The organism is Sphingobacteriaceae bacterium (genome assembly GCA_016715905.1).
Classification (GTDB): Bacteria; Bacteroidota; Bacteroidia; order B-17B0; family Aurantibacillaceae; genus Aurantibacillus.
Map to the genome: position 1 here is coordinate 217,900 of JADJXI010000005.1, position 13,967 is coordinate 231,866.

General features: G+C 35.0%; 11 protein-coding genes. 6 read left to right on the top strand and 5 right to left on the bottom strand.

Annotated features, from left to right (window positions below):
- Positions 1 to 26 precede the first annotated feature (26 nt).
- Positions 27 to 2,336 (bottom strand): patatin-like phospholipase family protein, encoded by a 2,310-nt coding sequence (locus IPM51_08830; protein ID MBK9284412.1) that lies wholly within the window; start codon positions 2,334 to 2,336, stop codon positions 27 to 29.
- A 171-nt stretch (positions 2,337 to 2,507) separates the two neighbouring features.
- Here IPM51_08830 and IPM51_08835 point away from each other — a divergent pair, with 171 nt between their 5' ends.
- The 3 genes from IPM51_08835 to prmA are packed head-to-tail and all read left to right on the top strand — an operon-like array spanning position 2,508 to position 5,174.
- The gene (locus IPM51_08835; GenBank protein MBK9284413.1) at positions 2,508 to 3,587 is read left to right on the top strand and encodes an ABC transporter permease; all 1,080 of its coding nucleotides are present in this window, start codon (positions 2,508 to 2,510) and stop codon (positions 3,585 to 3,587) included.
- A 1-nt stretch (position 3,588) separates the two neighbouring features.
- Positions 3,589 to 4,350 carry a triose-phosphate isomerase gene (locus IPM51_08840; protein MBK9284414.1) on the top strand — a complete coding sequence of 254 codons (762 nt, stop codon included), beginning with the start codon at positions 3,589 to 3,591 and terminating at the stop codon, positions 4,348 to 4,350.
- Positions 4,347 to 5,174: a 50S ribosomal protein L11 methyltransferase gene (gene prmA / locus IPM51_08845; protein ID MBK9284415.1), complete on the top strand. Its 828-nt coding sequence runs from the start codon at positions 4,347 to 4,349 to the stop codon at positions 5,172 to 5,174. The genes IPM51_08840 and prmA overlap by 4 nt, the downstream gene beginning before the upstream one ends.
- On the opposite strand, the gene pdxA is transcribed toward prmA, so the two are convergent.
- The 3 genes from pdxA to IPM51_08860 all read right to left on the bottom strand — a co-directional run bounded on the left by pdxA (position 5,171) and on the right by IPM51_08860 (position 10,648).
- A complete protein-coding gene (pdxA, locus tag IPM51_08850; GenBank protein ID MBK9284416.1) occupies positions 5,171 to 6,220 on the bottom strand; it encodes a 4-hydroxythreonine-4-phosphate dehydrogenase PdxA in 1,050 nt (349 codons plus the stop codon). The two genes, prmA and pdxA, sit on opposite strands and share 4 nt — an antisense overlap.
- A gap of 5 nt (positions 6,221 to 6,225) precedes the next feature.
- Positions 6,226 to 7,506, bottom strand: a complete 1,281-nt coding sequence (locus IPM51_08855; protein ID MBK9284417.1) for an amidohydrolase family protein — start codon at positions 7,504 to 7,506, stop codon at positions 6,226 to 6,228.
- A gap of 103 nt (positions 7,507 to 7,609) precedes the next feature.
- A complete protein-coding gene (locus tag IPM51_08860; protein MBK9284418.1) occupies positions 7,610 to 10,648 on the bottom strand; it encodes an amidohydrolase family protein in 3,039 nt (1,012 codons plus the stop codon).
- Positions 10,649 to 10,732: 84 nt separating this feature from the next.
- Here IPM51_08860 and IPM51_08865 point away from each other — a divergent pair, with 84 nt between their 5' ends.
- The 3 genes from IPM51_08865 to IPM51_08875 are packed head-to-tail and all read left to right on the top strand — an operon-like array spanning position 10,733 to position 13,067.
- The gene (locus IPM51_08865; protein ID MBK9284419.1) at positions 10,733 to 11,341 is read left to right on the top strand and encodes a cytochrome c; all 609 of its coding nucleotides are present in this window, start codon (positions 10,733 to 10,735) and stop codon (positions 11,339 to 11,341) included.
- Positions 11,342 to 11,367: 26 nt separating this feature from the next.
- Positions 11,368 to 12,567: a GTPase HflX gene (gene hflX, locus IPM51_08870; GenBank protein MBK9284420.1), complete on the top strand. Its 1,200-nt coding sequence runs from the start codon at positions 11,368 to 11,370 to the stop codon at positions 12,565 to 12,567.
- The gene (locus IPM51_08875) at positions 12,567 to 13,067 is read left to right on the top strand and encodes an N-acetyltransferase (protein MBK9284421.1); all 501 of its coding nucleotides are present in this window, start codon (positions 12,567 to 12,569) and stop codon (positions 13,065 to 13,067) included. The genes hflX and IPM51_08875 overlap by 1 nt, the downstream gene beginning before the upstream one ends.
- Here the strand turns inward: IPM51_08875 and IPM51_08880 are convergent.
- The gene (locus tag IPM51_08880; protein MBK9284422.1) at positions 13,060 to 13,962 is read right to left on the bottom strand and encodes a hypothetical protein; all 903 of its coding nucleotides are present in this window, start codon (positions 13,960 to 13,962) and stop codon (positions 13,060 to 13,062) included. The two genes, IPM51_08875 and IPM51_08880, sit on opposite strands and share 8 nt — an antisense overlap.
- Positions 13,963 to 13,967 lie beyond the last annotated feature (5 nt).

Genomic DNA, 13,967 nt, shown 5'->3' on the forward strand with positions numbered 1-13,967 from the left:
AAAAATTTCGGGGTTTTTTATTATTGTTAATCGATGGACTTGCGATTAAAAAGAATATATCCAAAATGAAAGAAGAAGGTTACCGGATTTTCAAATTTATCATAATAATTTAATCCAATGCTCAAGGGCCCCACAGCTGTATTATACACCAAACTAGCCATGCCTATAATAGGTTGATATAAAAAGGGAGTGCTGTAAGTAGCTTTTCCGTTTTTATCCCGCAGAATAGATTGTACAGGTTGAAAAACATAAGCTTCCAAACGAATATCAAAACCTTTTACCGGAGTTGTGATTAATTTCATGCCGCCGGCAAAATAATTATGCGCTCTAAAAGCATCAATAAAATAAGTTTGACTTTCGGGAATAGGATTAAAAGCCGGTGCAGAAAGAATAGTTGATTCGTAGTTATGGAAGAAACTTTGCGTTGAATAAACTGCTTCTCCAAAAAAACCAATATTAAATCCTTTAAATGTTTTTACATAACTATCCACTGATATTTTTAATTGCAACCAGGCCGGACGTAATTGATTTTTGTATGAAATAGTATCAGTGCTGGTATTTCCCGGAACATAACTTTCTCTTCCTTCCAACACCCGGGCACGTGCATTCAACAAAGTACCTTCGGTAGCATACATTTTTCGGTTTTGCGTATTTAATTTATAATTAGCTTGGGCAAAGCCGTAATCAAAATAAGTTCTATCAGTAGTATCCGTTTGTTTAAAAATATCTGTTTGATAATAATAATTACTCCATTCGGTATAACCGCCCGAAATATTAAATTGCGAAATATTGCCAATGGGAACACCAAATTTTAATTCAGCAAACTTATCCTCCTGCACTAAGTAGGCGGGTTTTTCAAAAATGAAAAATAAAGAACTGCTGCTGTAATAATCCCAACGTGAATAGGTAAATGATGGTTCGATATAAAACGGAACTTTACCCGGAAAATCAAATCTCATTTTAGAAAAACTTCCTGAATATAATTTACCGATATAACCGTTGGCATACATGCTAAAACCAATACGACCTAAATGATTGTATTGTAAGCCTAAAAAAGCTTCACTAATTGGGCGGTTTGACAAAACGGCGCCTACATCAATATAAAATGGTTTTTCTTTTTTTCCGTTAAGGACTAAGGAATAACTATTTCCTAAACTATCTTTTTCAATTGTTGGAAAAATGTTTTTTATTTTCTGATCACTCATTAAACGAAAATATCTTTTCTTAAGTTGTTTCAAGTTAAATGAATTGTCTCCGAATTGTAAATTTTTCCGAATGAATCGTTCTTGACTTTTGGTAAAACCATGAATTTCTATTCGGTCTATTACAATTTTATCCGGATTTCTATATGATGCAAAAGCCTGTCTTCTTTCTTTTAGCTTTTCTTTATTCAACTCGCTTTTAACTTGTTCTTTTAATTTAGGAATAATGCGTAATGTGGCCGCGTAGCCACTATCAATTAATCGTTTTGCATTATTAAAATTAAATGTATTCACATTACTCCAGGGCTCTATTAAATAACTATTTTTTCCTAAGGAGTCAATTTTTGATTGTTTCATCATTAAATTGCGCAATTGCATATAAAGATCATCATCATCCGGATTGCCATTTTCTTCCGCTACATTAGAACCAATTATTACATCGGGTGCAAATTCAGTTTTCATCACATCAATCGGAAAATTATTATAGAGTCCTCCATCAAATAATAATTTGTGGTCAACAGCGATAGGGCGGAGGTAAAATGGATAACTCATACTTGCTCGAATGGCCAGGGGAAGGTCGCCTGAACGAAACACCACTGATTTTTTATCTGAAACATCCGACGCCACACAACGAAACGGAATCATCAAACTATCGAAATTATGATTCACCTGATTGGAAACACCCGAAAAAACTTCCATTAAATAATAATCAATAGGCACGGAATTTATTACGTTGGTGGGTAGATTTTTCAGGTAATTATCATTGGGTTTAAATTTAAATGTAATCCAGGATGCAAAATCTTCGCGTTGATTGAGCATATAGCTGTATTTAACCGGCAGGTCGCCTTTAGTAACACTCAAAAAGAAATTGTCGCGTACAATTTGTTCAATTTGTTCGGAGGTAAAACCAACGGAATAATAGGCCCCAATTAAAGCCCCAATAGAGGTTCCGCTTATATAATCAACGGGTATATTATGCTCTTCCAAGGCTTTTAAAACGCCAATGTGGCTTAGTCCACTGGCTCCACCTCCGCTGAGAACAAGGCCTATTTTTTGTGCAAAAACCAACTTATTGCTGAAAAGCAACAACAAAAGCAGATAAAAAAGTCGTTTTTGTTTCAGAATTCGGTGCATTAATACCTACAATATTACATTTTATCTAAATCTCTTTGGTTAATTTTCTTCTAAAAAACGATGAAAAGTGCATTTCCCATGCTATTGCAAGCCAAATACGATTTTTTTAAATAAAAATGAGGTTTCACAAGATAAATATAAATAATTATCTTAGCGCTGCACTAAGAAATTGTGATAAAGTTCGTATTAAAAAAAGTCTTTTATGGTGTAGTGGTTCTTTTTGGGGTAATCACTACAATATTCTTTTTGTTTAACGTATTACCCGGTGATCCGGCTACTGTTATGTTAGGACAAAGAGCAAGCGCAGAAGCGGTTGAGGCTGTTCACAGAAATCTGGGAACGGATAAGCCCATACCCATTCAGTATGCACATTACCTGAATGATTTATCGCCCATTTCTTTGCACAATGAAAGAAACAACAAAAGTTTAATATTTTTAAATCCCGAGAAGTACGATTGGACACCTTTATTTCAAATAGGAAAAGATAAGGTTGTGGTTTTAAAAGTGCCTTACTTAAGGCGAAGTTATATTACCAATAGAAATGTTTCTGAAATTATTGCCGATACTTTGCCTGAAACCGCAGTGCTTGCATTTGCTTCAATTGTCATTGCATCTTTTGTAGGAATATTTTTGGGAATTATTACAGCCACCAGAAAAAACTCTTATCTCGATCATGGAATTTTTGTAATGGCTACCGTTTTTGGTATGAGTGCGCCTTCTTTTTTAGTGGGCTTAATTATGGCCTGGTTGTTCGGATATGTATTATCCGATTATACGGGCTTGGATCCTTCCGGTAGTTTATATGACATTGACGTTTGGCAAGGAGAAGTATTAAAATTGAAAAATTTAATTTTACCGGCTATTACTTTAGGTATGCGTCCACTCAGTATTGTAATTCAGTTAACAAGAAGTTCTTTGCTTGATGTGCTTTCGCAAGATTATATCAGAACAGCAAAAGCAAAAGGATTAAGCTATAAAGCCATTATAGTAAAACACGCTTTAAAAAACGCATTAAATCCTGTTGTTACGGCTATATCCGGCTGGTTTGCCGGTTTAATGGCAGGTGCAGTATTTGTAGAGAAGATTTTCAGTTGGAAAGGTATAGGCTATGAAGTGGTGGAAGCATTAAGTAAAAATGATTTGCCGGTAGTGATGGGTGCAACACTAGTTTTTGCTACAATATTTGTTTTTATAAATATCATCGTGGATATTGTTTACGGAATTCTTGATCCAAGAGTGCGCGTACGATAATATGAGCAACAGAAAAAAAATAATTGCCGGTAATTGGAAAATGAACCTTTCTTTACCTGAAGCCAAAAACCTGATTCAGGAAATAATTGCCAACCCCAAAAATAAAAATCAAGTCACCAAAATATTCTTCCCGCCTTTTCTCACTATCCCTATTGTTTCCGGTTTGGTAAATAATTCAGATTATTTTATGGGTGCCCAAAATTGTCACGAACAAGTTTCAGGAGCATATACCGGAGAGGTTTCTGCCAAAATGGTAAGTGAAAGCGGATGTACTTACGTGCTTATTGGACATAGTGAAAGACGTCAGTTTTTCAACGAAAATAATGGTCAATTAACTCAAAAAATTAAATCGGCTCTTGAAAATAATTTGCATGTTGTTTTTTGTGTGGGCGAATCTTTATTGGATAGAAAATCCGAAAAACATTTTGATAGCGTAGGCATTCAATTGCATGAGGTATTACAAAATTTTGACGCAACTGATTTAAATAAAATTGTTTTGGCATACGAACCGGTTTGGGCTATTGGTACGGGTGAAACCGCAAGTCCATTACAAGCACAAGAAATGCATGCTTTTATTCGGAGAACTATTAAAGAAATGTTTGGTATAGAAGCGGCTTTACAAATTTCTATTTTATATGGTGGCAGTTGCAATGCGACGAATGCCCGCGAATTATTTGCTTGTCCGGATGTGGATGGGGGATTAATCGGAGGCGCGAGCTTAAAGGCCTACGATTTCAGTCAAATTATTCAATCTTTTTCATGAGCTATTTTGCTTTTCAATTTGTAGTAGAGCCTGTTGATCCGGGCTCTGATATTTTAATTGCAGTATTAGCTGAAGCAGGTTTTGAAAGTTTCGAAAATAACGAAAATGGTTTTGTAGGATATATTCCCGAAGAATTGGCAGAATCGCTTCAACTTTCTGAAATAGCATTTGATGATTTTAAATTTACTTACTCCAAATCAAAAATTGAAAAAGAAAACTGGAATGAGGTTTGGGAAAAAAATTTTAATCCGGTTTTGATTGAAAATGAATTACTCATTCGCGCACCATTTCATGCTGTAAATAATGCCGTGAAGCGTGAAATTATAATCATGCCGAAAATGAGTTTTGGCACCGGTCATCATCAAACTACTAAGCTCGTATGTGCGGAGATGTTAGGAATGGATTTTAAAGATAAATCCGTTTTAGATATGGGGTGTGGCACCGGAATACTTGCTATTTTAGCTCGCCAACTGGGGGCTCAATCCATATTAGGTATTGATATTGATGATTGGAGTGTTGAAAATGCGATTGAAAACTGCAAAGTAAATGCATGTGAGGAAATAAAAATTATTAAGGGAGACGATCAATCTATTCCAACAAACCAAATGTTTGATGTGATTTTAGCCAATATCAATAAGAACATTCTAAAAAGACAAATCAAAACATATCAGCCCTGTTTAAAAGCTAATGGTTTTCTTTTGATAAGTGGTTTTTTTAAAACTGATATTCCGGAATTAATTCAGGCCGCGGAACAACAAAAATTTAAATTCCATAAGCAAGAAACGGATGGCGAATGGGCCATGCTGGTTTTCAAAAAAAATTAACGCTCTTTTTTCAGTGTACCAAAAGCCAATGGATTTTCGGTTAACTCCTGATAAAGCTTTCTTTTCTTAAAAATATCAATGCCCATATAAAGTGCTTTTTTAAATGACTGTTCATTGGCTATATTTTTACCGGCAATATCGTATCCGGTTCCGTGATCAGGACTGGTTCTTACAGCGCTTAATCCGGCCGTGTAATTAATTCCGTCCTCAAACTCTAATGTTTTAAAGGGAACTAACCCTTGGTCGTGGTACATGGCCAGTATGCCATCAAAATTTTTGTAATTGCCATTTCCAAAAAAACCATCGGCGCCGTAAGGACCGTAAACAATTCCGCTTACTTTGGTTTTTTGAATAGCGGGAATGATGATTTCTTGTTCTTCAGAACCAATGGTGCCATTATCACCGGCGTGTGGATTTAAACCTAAAACTGCAATTTTCGGTTTACGAACTCCAAAATCTTTCATTAACGAATCGTGTAGTTGCGTAATCTTATTAGATACTGCATCAATTGTAATTTTAGAAACAACATCCTTTAATGATACATGTCCGCTTACAACAGCAATACGTAAACCTTTATCTGAACACATTAACATTAACGGGTCACCATTTAATTTTTTCGCTAAAAATTCGGTATGACCGATTGCGCCAAATTCCTGACTTTGAATATTATTCTTGTTAATTGGAGCAGTTACCAATACATTGATTTTACCTTCACTCAGCGCATTTACGGCATGGTCAAGAGAAATAAATGCATATTTTCCACCAACGGGAGTTGACTTCCCCATTTCAATATTTACTTCTTCATCGTAACAAGGAAAAACATTCACTTTCTTGGTATTTAATTGCGATAAATCTTTAGTCGGATGAAAATTAAATTCTTCCAAACCTAAAACTTTTCTATAGTATGAAACTGTTTTTTGGGAACTGAATAAAACGGGGGTACAAATTTCATTAATTCCGGGTTCCATTAAAGTTTTTAAAACAACTTCTAATCCTATTCCGTTTACATCTCCTTGCGATATGCCAACAATTATTTTCTCTTCCATAAGTATTATTTAATTCCGTATTTTGTTTTGTATCGTTCATAAAGTTCAGTTTGTTGATTGGTTAACCGAACTTCTTTTCCTGCAATCCAAGCATGCGTTATATGATTTGATTTCATATCCAAAATATCACCATCACTAATAACGATACTGGCTAATTTTTTTTCTTCTATACTTCCAATCCATTCGTCAACACCCAAAATTTTCGCCGTGTTTAAACTAATACTTTGTAAGGCTTCTTCTTTGCTGAGTCCATAGGTAACTGCCGTTCCTGCATTAAAGGGAAGATTTCTGCTTTGTGCGGCTTCCATATCACCGGCTAATTGTAAACAAAATAGAACGGATTCTTTTTGTAATAGAAACGGGAGTGTATACATTAAGTCAACCGCTTCATCACTTCTATCCGGTAAATCATGTACACGATTAAGCATAACCGGAATATTTTTTTCTTTTAATTCTTTTACAATTTTGTAAGCTTCATTTCCGCCAACTATTACGGGTTTTTTCACTTGATGCTTTTGTGCAAAATGAATAGCGGTAAGTATATCCTTTGCCTTATTGGCATGTAAGTAAAGATTACTTTTTCCATTCAGTACATTACGCATGGCCTCGAAGCGGATATTCTTTTCCGTTATATTTCCATTTTTTACGTATGCATGTGCGTCGGTAAAAAACTTATCCAGCATCTGTAATGTTTCGGTGTATTTGGAAGGTTCTTTGGCTTGTTCTCCTTCTTTTTCGGTTGATTCACTTCTGAATTGTGGAAAATTTACGTGAATACCATCGTCAGCTTTTAGTACCGCATCTTCCCAATTCCATCCTTCTAATGCCATGATGGAAGAAGAGCCGCTTATTAATCCATTTCTGGGTGTACATTGTGTATACAATACGCCATTTGTTTTTACGGTGGGTATAATTTTGTTGTCGGTATTATAGGCTATCAAAGCTCTGATGTGCGGATTTAAAATACCTATTTCTTCAAAATCTTTAGTAGCGCGTACAGCTTCAGCATCATGTAATCCTAAAATATTATTTGCGTTAAGGAGTGCAGGGTAAAGGTGTTTTCCTTCAAAATAATAAACGGTATCGTATGCTTTTGGGTTAATTTTTAAACCTTTGGCTGAACCCACCATTTCTATAGTTCCGTTATTTACGGCTACAACTGAATTTTCAATAATTTGTCCGTTACCGATATGCGTAGTGGACCCGAATATCAGAAAATGAGATTTTTTATTTTGGGCATATCCTCCTATAAAAACAAAAAGGAAGAGATAATATATATTTTTCAATTTCATATGTAGATAATTGTTTTTTTAATGGCAATATGGAATACCCATGTTATCTTCATTGGTGTTTGTGCGCTTTGGTGCATGGGTATTTCATATTTTTATTTTAACGGTGTCCGGTTTCTTCTTCTGAAATTCCTTCAATGGTATTGCAATGGTAAAGTCGAGGTCTTCTCATTCTTGGTTTAACCGTTTTAGCGCCGCCTTGTTTTTCTTTCAATAACAAAGAAATTATTCTGGCACGTTCCTGCTTTACTTTTTCCTGTTGTTTTAAATCTGTTTCTCGGTCAAAATAAATTTTACCGTCAATTAATGTTTTATCCACCTTGGCGTATATACTTAAAGGGTTGTTGGTCCATAATACCAGGTCAGCTGTTTTTCCAATTTGTATACTTCCAACTTTGGAATCGAGATGTAACATAATGGCAGGATTTAAAGTAACTAGTTTTAATGCTTCAACCTCAGTTAATCCTCCGTATTTAATGGCTTTAGCTGCTTCCTGGTTTAATCTTCTTCCCATTTCAGCGTCATCGCTATTTATTGCAGTCACAACACCCATTTTAGTAAGAATAGCTGCGTTGTAGGGAATTGCTTCCATCACCTCATTTTTATAGGCCCACCAATCGGAGAAAGTAGATGCATGCACACCGTGCGCTTTCATTTTATCGGCTACTTTATATCCTTCGAGTATATGGGTAAACGTATTGACTTTAAATCCGAAGGAATCGGCTACGTGCATCAACATGTTTATTTCGCTTTGCACATAACTATGGCAGGTAATGAATCTTTTCTTATTGATAATTTGGGCAAGTGCTTCCAATTCTAAATCACGTCTCGGTGCTACAATATTATTTTTTCCTTTTGTATTAGGTGTGTAATTTTTCCATTCTAAATCGTAGGCTTTGGCGCGGGTGAAAAAATCCATATAAACCTGCTCAACACCCATTCTGGTTTGCGGAAAGCGAACTGAACTGAAATCACCCCAATTGCTTTGTTTTACATTTTCGCCCAAAGCAAATTTTATAAATTCATCGGCCCCTTCAAATTTCATTTCTTCCGGTGAAGCACCCCATCTTAATTTTATAATTCCGCTTTGACCGCCTATTGGATTTGCTGAGCCGTGAAGCAATTGCGCGGTAGTTACCCCTCCGGATAATTGACGGTAAATATTTATATCATCGGCATTAATTACATTGCCCATTCTAACTTCAGCGCTGCTAGCTTCGGTACCTTCATTTACTCCGTTACTTAATGCGATATGACTGTGTTCGTCAATTATACCGGGAGTTAAATGTTTTCCGTTGGCGTCAATAATTTTAATGTTTTTGTATTTACTTACATCTAAATTTTTACCTATCTCAACAATTTTTCCGCCATCAACTAATACATCGGTTGTTTGAAGAGCAGAATCATGCACGTTAGTCCAAACGGTTGCCGATTTGAAAAGAACTGTTTGAACACTTTCTTTTCTTTCTTCTTCAGTTAATCCAAATGCATTAAACGGATATAACACTTTTCCTATATTTATTTTTTCGACTTTATTTTTAGATTTTACTTTGGAAGTATCGTTACTTGTAAAGCTAAGTTCGAAGTCGAACCAATTGCCCTTTTCATCCTGGCCTCTTCCTGTAAATTTTTTGAGTGAAGCGTTATAAGTTCCGCTTAATCGTTTATTACTTGAGCTGTCTTCTTGCAATGAGAAGGTTAATATGTTATTCAGGAATTGGTAATTGATTTTTTTATTTGCTGTATCTACTTTAAAACTTGCCGATGGTTTTATAGGGTCGCCGGTAAATCGGAAATTGAAAGTTTTGTCTGATAATTTTAACTGATAATCACCGCGAATGTCAGCCGGATCCAATTCGTGATAAAGTTCTATTTCTCCATTCACGGCATGCAATAAAATACTGCAATCTTCTTCAAAAATGGATTTGTTAGCAATGAAAAAGTTAGAGTAATAACCCGGCTTTAAAGCGCCAATTTTACCCGACATTTGAATAAATTGAGCCGGGTTGGTGAATAAAGCTTTTAAAGCTGTTTTTTCGCTCAAGCCATACTTAATTGCTTTACGAAGATTAGGGAGAAAATCTTTTTTATTTTGAAGATCGGATAATGTAAAACAAAATGGAATATCATTTTTTTCAAATGCGGCGGGATTGCAGGCGGCCATTTCCCAATGTAATAAAGTTGCTAAAGGAATATTTTCCGCCTCATAAGGATCTTCTACATCCAAGGCAAGCGGAAAATTTAAGGGTAGTATGTAATTTAATCCGGTTTCTTTAATCTCATTAATTCGTTGATATTCGTTGCCGCCAGCCTTTACGATAAACTTTACTCCAAATTCTTTCCCGATTTTAGAAATTCTTAAAGCGTTGTATTTATCATTGGCTTCCATAATAGCCGGTAAACTCCTCAGTTGATTAAATGCTTCCAACGAAATATTAAATTCTTCCTTATCACTATTTTTATACCAATCCGCATCATAATAGGTTTGTCGCAAAAGAGCAATACCCCCGGTTAAAGAATTTGGATAATCCTGAGGAGAAGAGCCTTTGAAAAGTCCATAATAACCCGCAATCTTATCTTTAATTATACTGTTATTCTCTTTTGAGGATACATTTAAATTTGCCAATACACCACTACCTCTTACTATACCGTCTTTAGGACAAGCAGAAACTACGCCAAATCCGTTAGTTTTTAATTCTTGTGCTTGTTTAGGATTATGCTTAAATGTTTTGAATGCATCATAATCGGCTTTTATGGCCATATTCCAACCGTAAGCTCCTTTGATATTACTTTGCATTTGTGGTCCAGGTGCTGTTTTAGGAGGATATTTATTATCCGGAACGCCGTATTCACTGTAAATATCAATGAAAGAGGGGTAAATGTATTTGCCTTTTAAATCTGTTATGACCGCTTCTGTTGGAATGGAAATATTAGTACCAACTTGTATTATTTTTCCATCTTTAAATAAAAGTGTGGCGTTTTTAATCAAATTTTCGTGATCGGTATAAATGTTGGCGTTGGTAAAGGCGTATAAGGTGTGAACCTTAAAAGGCGCTCCGTTTGTTGGAAAAGTTACTTGAGCATCAGAAATACTGCATGTCAAAACACTAAAAATCAGTAGAAAAATCCTTTTTAACATAAAGCAGTAAATTTAATAAGATTATACAGCATTCAAAGTACTTTATTTTAATGCATATTGTTAATTTTGGAGTAAATTTAAATTATGGTAAAAGGAATTGCACACACACATTATTTAGTAGTTGTTTTATTTTTGTTGATTTATGTAATTAAAACGGTATTGTTATTGAGTAATAAATCAGAGCTTTTAACATCTTTCTCTAAAAAGATAAAAGTTCCGGAAATGATAATCAGCACTTTGTTTTTGGCAACAGGAATTTATTTAATGACTCAATTGGCCACTATACATTATCTTATGTGGATAAAAATAGCCATGATATTGCTTTCAATACCATTAGCAGTTATAGGATTTAAAAAATCGAATAAAATTTTAGCTTCGGTGAGCTTATTATTGCTTACCGCCAGTTTTGGATTAGCCGAAGTAGCTGCGAAGAAAAAAATGAAAGCAGATAATGAAGGCATCAGTAGTTCAGATGGCAAAGCATTATATGTAAATAACTGCAGCATGTGCCATGGTGATAACGGGAAATTAGGGGTAATGGGGGCCAAAGATATTAGTTTGAGCACTATGAATGAGCAACAGATTGTAAATGTGATTCTAAAAGGAGAAAAATCCATGAATCCTGTTCCGGTGAGTATAGAGCAAGCCAATGCTATTGCTGCTTACGTTGAAACCGAAATAAAAGGCCATTAGGTTTGGATAAGTTCTTTGTTGGATGAATGAAAGATAAATCGATTTCCACTTCAATTCCTCAGCACAGCTGTGTACTAATAGGAATGATTTCAAAATTTCAGGATGAAACGGCTTCACGTGAATACCTGGAGGAATTGGAATTTCTGGCGCAAACTTATGGTTTGATTACCAAAAAAATATTTACACAAAAACTGGAAAAGCCGGATAAGGCCACTTTTATTGGTAAAGGAAAGTTAGCGGAAGTAACTGATTTTGTAAAAACCAATAATACCGATGTGGTTATTTTTGATGACGAGTTATCTCCCTCGCAACAAAGAAATTTAGAAAAAGTTTTAGGCAAAAAAATACTTGATCGTACCACGCTAATATTAGAAATATTTGAACAGCGGGCTCAAACTGCACATGCTAAAACACAAGTTCAGTTAGCACAATATCAATATTTGTTGCCGCGCTTAACGGGCATGTGGACACACTTGGAAAGACAACGTGGAGGCACCGGAACGCGGGGAGGAGCCGGCGAAAAGGAAATTGAAACGGATAGACGAATTGTGCGCGATAAAATTTCGGTATTAAAGGAAAAACTTCGTGAAATTGATAAGCAAATGGCCACGCAACGCAAGAATAGGGGCGAGCTTATTCGCGTTGCCCTTGTTGGTTACACGAACGTGGGTAAAAGCACCATCATGAATTTATTAAGCAAAAGCAATGTTTTTGCCGAAAATAAATTATTTGCCACCTTAGATACCACGGTTAGAAAAGTGACCATAGAAAATTTGCCTTTTTTATTGAGTGATACAGTAGGCTTTATTCGTAAGCTTCCTACTCAACTGGTTGAAAGTTTTAAATCTACTTTAGATGAAGTGAGAGAAGCAGATTTACTTATTCACGTAGTTGATATTTCACACAAAAATTTTGAAGAACATATTCATGTGGTGAAACAAACTTTATTGGATATCGGAGCCGGTGACAAGCCTTGCATTTTGATTTTTAATAAAACCGATTTATTCACCTACGTTCCAAAAGAGGCCGATGATTTAACTCCTGAAACCCGTGAAAATTTATCGCTGGAGGATATTAAAAAAACATGGATGAAAAACATGTCGGATACCGTTATGTTTATCAGCGCTGCTAAAAAAGAAGGCCTGGAAGAGTTCCGGAAAAAAATATATGAAACGGTAAAAGCCATGCACATTAAACGATATCCCTATAATAATTTATTGTATTAATGAAAGTTGAATTTAAATATGCCGAATTACAAGATTTAGAACGCATAGTTGAAACTTACAATGAATCTATTCCGGGCAGAATGGCTACTGCAGATACAGAACCCGTTTCGGTTGAAAGTAAGTTAGGCTGGTTTGAAAGCCATAATACAGAATTCCGCCCAATTTGGCTGGTTATCCTGAATGATTATTATGCCGGATGGATGAGTTTTTCAACTTTTTACGGCAGACCAGCCTACAGTGGCACAGTTGAAATCAGTATTTATATTAAAGAAGATTTTCAAAACAGAGGTCTGGGTAAAATATGTCTGCAGTACGCAATGGAAAATGCGCATCTCTATCAAGTTCATACCCTTCTTGGATTTATTTTCGGACACAATGAAAGCAGTATAGCTTTGTTTAAGAAATTTAATTTTGAAGAATGGGGACATTTACCCGGTTTGGCTATAATAGACGGAACTCCAAGGGATTTAGTGATATTGGGTAAAAAGATTTTTAATTGAATTGAGATGCGGCAATTCCGCATAAACTTTTCACCAGCATTAAACCATCAATAAAAAACAAATAGTATAAAATTCTTTTGTGTTTAAGCAGTTTAAACGAAAAATAAATGCCCAATAACAATGGAATGTTAATGCTTAGTGCTTGTATCAACGGATAATGATTTAGAATCACGAATAAAATGTTAGTTATTATTCCAATTACACTTAATGGAATAATAATAAAGTATATTGTTTTTTTGATACCTTGGGAAACTGCATACGTTTTTAGTTGAAACACAGAATCTTCTTTGAAATCTTTTATATCAAACATAATGCACAATACGGAAATAAAAATAAAATTTTCGATAAATAAAAGCACCCTGTTTTGAGAAAGTTTAAATGAACTCTCGTCTCCGAGGGATTGGAAAATGATTGGGTAAATAGTAACGATTCCGGCCCAGGCGAAACCAATTAAAAAAGGTTTAAGTTGACCGTATTTTCTGATATTTAGTTTTGAATTAATTCCATAATATAATAATGCCACAAAGGGGAAAAGAAGCAACATAAACAGTTGTATAGAATTTAATTCACTTATTTTATTTGAATTAGATGCAAAAAAAAGTATCCCGCATATCAAAAGGATGCCGATAAAAAAGAACTGGGTAAACAAAGTTAACTTTTTGTTTTTGCTATACCATTGATCTCGTTCATTATCCGGATATCCGGATGATTTATGAAGAAATGCTTTTGTGTAATATAAGGCGGTGCCACTAAAAACGAGCAGGTAATAATAAATTGGATTTAATGCTAAATTTTGTCGATAAGATGTTTCTATGCTCAGGCCAACCGCACAAATTCCAACAAAAAAGTTTCCGAATAGTAAAAACTGAATAATGGGAATATTAAAAAAGGACATTCCTC

What these genes read in the sequence shown, in the direction of transcription:
- IPM51_08830 (MBK9284412.1), bottom strand. Translation starts at nt 2,336, where the DNA reads ATGCACCGAATTCTGAAACAAAAACGACTTTTTTATCTGCTTTTGTTG.
- prmA (MBK9284415.1), top strand. Translation starts at nt 4,347, where the DNA reads ATGAGCTATTTTGCTTTTCAATTTGTAGTAGAGCCTGTTGATCCGGGC.
- IPM51_08865 (MBK9284419.1), top strand. Translation starts at nt 10,733, where the DNA reads ATGGTAAAAGGAATTGCACACACACATTATTTAGTAGTTGTTTTATTT.
- IPM51_08880 (MBK9284422.1), bottom strand. Translation starts at nt 13,962, where the DNA reads ATGTCCTTTTTTAATATTCCCATTATTCAGTTTTTACTATTCGGAAAC.
- IPM51_08875 (MBK9284421.1), top strand. Translation starts at nt 12,567, where the DNA reads ATGAAAGTTGAATTTAAATATGCCGAATTACAAGATTTAGAACGCATA.
- IPM51_08840 (MBK9284414.1), top strand. Translation starts at nt 3,589, where the DNA reads ATGAGCAACAGAAAAAAAATAATTGCCGGTAATTGGAAAATGAACCTT.
- IPM51_08860 (MBK9284418.1), bottom strand. Translation starts at nt 10,648, where the DNA reads ATGTTAAAAAGGATTTTTCTACTGATTTTTAGTGTTTTGACATGCAGT.
- hflX (MBK9284420.1), top strand. Translation starts at nt 11,368, where the DNA reads ATGAAAGATAAATCGATTTCCACTTCAATTCCTCAGCACAGCTGTGTA.
- pdxA (MBK9284416.1), bottom strand. Translation starts at nt 6,220, where the DNA reads ATGGAAGAGAAAATAATTGTTGGCATATCGCAAGGAGATGTAAACGGA.